Source organism: Tenacibaculum finnmarkense (assembly GCF_900239185.1).
GTDB lineage: Bacteria > Bacteroidota > Bacteroidia > Flavobacteriales > Flavobacteriaceae > Polaribacter > Polaribacter finnmarkensis.
Genome location: NZ_OENA01000005.1, coordinates 1 through 3,069, shown reverse-complemented (window position 1 = coordinate 3,069; position 3,069 = coordinate 1). Strand labels below are relative to the sequence as shown.

Annotated in this window: 2 protein-coding genes and 1 pseudogene; all 3 read left to right on the top strand. The window is 35.4% G+C overall.

The window, feature by feature from the left end; genetic code table 11:
- Positions 1–1,570, top strand: a 1,570-nt coding sequence (locus AQ1689_RS00220; protein ID WP_145993708.1) for a T9SS type B sorting domain-containing protein, incomplete at its 5' end; no start/stop codon positions are given.
- 10 nt (positions 1,571–1,580) lie between these two features.
- Positions 1,581–2,495 carry a PorP/SprF family type IX secretion system membrane protein gene (locus AQ1689_RS00215; protein WP_180947502.1) on the top strand — a complete coding sequence of 305 codons (915 nt, stop codon included), beginning with the start codon at positions 1,581–1,583 and terminating at the stop codon, positions 2,493–2,495.
- Between the two features lie 64 nt (positions 2,496–2,559).
- Positions 2,560–3,069 (top strand): annotated as a pseudogene (locus tag AQ1689_RS00210) (OmpA family protein); the annotation flags it as partial.

The window sequence follows — 3,069 nt, the reverse complement described above, 5'->3', positions numbered from 1 at the left end:
AGGAAATGTCTTGCCAACAACCGATGATATTACATCAGCAAGTATTTCAAGTGATGCCGGAGCAACTGATATTGTAAATCCAACAGGAAACGATACCGATGGAACGGTTGAAAATTATAAAATTACAAGTTTACCAACTGGTGGAACCTTATTTTTAGCCGATGGAATAACGCCTGTAACGCTAAATCAAGTCTTAACAGTAGATCAAGCAAATGGTTTAAAATTTGATCCAGATGGAAGCACAAATGATGATGCTACTTTTAACATCGCAGCAATTGATAACGATAGCGGCGAAGATGCAACAGCAGCAACCATCACGATTCCACTAGGAAATGTCTTGCCAACAACCGATGATATTACATCAGCAAGTATTTCAAGTGATGCGGGAGCAACCGATATTGTAAATCCAACAGGAAACGATACCGATGGAACGGTTGAAAATTATAAAATTACAAGTTTACCAACTGGTGGAACCTTGTTTTTAGCCGATGGAATAACGCCTGTAACCTTAAATCAAGTGTTAACAGTAGATCAAGCAAATGGTTTAAAATTTGATCCAGATGGAAGCACAAATGATGATGCTACTTTTAACATCGCAGCAATTGATAACGATAGCGGCGAAGATGCAACACCAGCAACCATCACGATTCCACTAGGAAATGATGATAATCCAATAGCAGAAAATGACACAGCATCGACCTTAAAAGATACGCCTGTAACTACAGGAAACGTCTTAGAAAATGATAGTGTTTTAGATAATGCAACAATCACTAGTTTTGATGCAACAAGCATTAAAGGCGGAACAGTTGTCAGTAATGGAGATGGAACATTTGATTATATGCCAGCATCAGGATTTGTAGGAGAAGATACTTTTACGTACACTTTATGTGATGCTGACACTCCAATACCAACTTGTTCAACAGCAACGGTAACTGTATCGGTATCATTTGTAATTACGGCGATCGTAGATGATTATAGTGAAAACCCTACGGAGCAAGGAGCTAATACTCCTGTTATTACAGAAAATGATGTTTTAGATGGGAGCCCCGTAGTAGTAGGAACTGCTAAAGGAGAGGTAACATTAACAGCAGACCCTAATGGAACAAATTTTAAAGGTTTTACATTTAACCCTGATGGTACTATTACGGTATCTAAAAATGTAATACCAGGGACGTATAATTTAGAGTATGAAATTTGTGAAAATGGATCAATTCCTACGAATTGTGCAATAGCAACAGTAACCATCGTAGTTGTACCAGAAGCAAATCCTTGCGGAACGCCTTATAATATTATGACACCTGATAACGATGGGGAAAATGATAGTTTCTTTATTTCTTGTATTGATAAGCCAGAATATGCAAATAATACGGTAGAGATTTTCAATAGATGGGGAAATACGGTTTACAAAGCTTCAGGATATAATAATGAAAGTGTTTCATTTAAAGGGATTTCAAACGGAAGAACAACACTAGTTGTTGATGAAAAATTACCATCAGGAACCTATTATTATGTTATTGATTTAGGCGATGGTTCAAAAGCAAAAGCAGGTTGGTTATACATTAATAGATAAAAAAAACGATATGAAAATTAGATATTCAATACTATTAATTCTATGTGTAATCAGCGGAATTAATGCACAACAAGATCCACAATATACACAGTATATGTACAATACGATGACCGTAAACCCTGCTTATGCAGGGTCAAGCGGACATTCAATCATAAATTTATTAGGGCGTACCCAATGGGTAGGAATCGATGGCGCTCCTGACAGTCAAACATTAAGTTATGACACACCTTTAGGCTATAGCGGGGTTGGTTTAGGAATCAATTTAACCAACGATAGAATAGGACCTTCAAACGAACTTTATTTAGATATTAACGGATCGTACAGCATTCGTACTGGTGAAGACGGAAATCTATCTTTTGGGTTAAAACTAGGAGGTCGTAATTTGAACATTGACTGGAGTAAGGGACTTATTAGAAATGTAAATGACAACAAGTTAAAAGCGAATATTAATAAGTTTTTACCAACCATTGGAGCGGGGCTTTATTACTACACAAGTAATTGGTATGTAGGAGCAGCAATCCCAAATTTTATCAGCACCGATCATTATGACGATACCGTTAATGGTGGCGATATTGCTAAAGAACGCATGCACTTATTTTTTATCGCAGGATATGTATTTAATTTAAGTGATAACATAAAATTCAAACCGGCGGCCTTGGCAAAGGCAGTAAAAGGCGCACCATTATCAGTAGATGTGTCGGCAAATTTTATGTTTAATGAAAAATTTATAGCAGGATTGGCATGGCGATGGGATGATTCTGTAAGTGCCTTGCTAGGTTTTCAGGCGAGTAAAAAATTATACATAGGTTTTGCTTATGATTTAACGACCTCAAATTACAGCAATTATAACTCAGGAACTTACGAGGTAATGCTTCGTTATGAGATGTTAAAAGAACACGCATTAAAATCGCCAAGATTCTTTTAAAGCATTTTAGAAAGTGCTGAAAATGACTGAAAATTACCGAAAACCCCTGAAAAAAATAAGACAGATGAAAAAAATACTATATATACTAATTTTATTAATAAGCACCGCAAGTTTTGGGCAGCGTAAATACGCTGCAGATAGGTATTATAAAGAATTTGCCTATAAAAAAGCGGCTGAATTATATGAATCAATCCATGATAAAGGCGATAACTCTTATTTGGTATTAAGCCGTTTAGCAGACGCGCAATATTTCAATTTTGAATTTACAAAAGCGGAGAAAAATTACGCCAAATTAATGAAGTTTCATGAAAAAATAGCTTCCTCAAAGCATTTATTTAGGTACTCACAGGTATTAAAAACCAACGGAAAAATAGCCGAATCTGATGGATGGCTTTTAAAACTAAAAGGTGAAAACACTAATGATAGCCGAGTGAAATCATTAGAAAATAACAAAGATTATTTTGTAGAATATTCCAACACTAAAAAAACCTACATCAATATTCATAATGTATCAAGCAATACAAAATACTCTGATTTTGGAGGTTTTATTTATAATGATGAACTTTATTTTGCA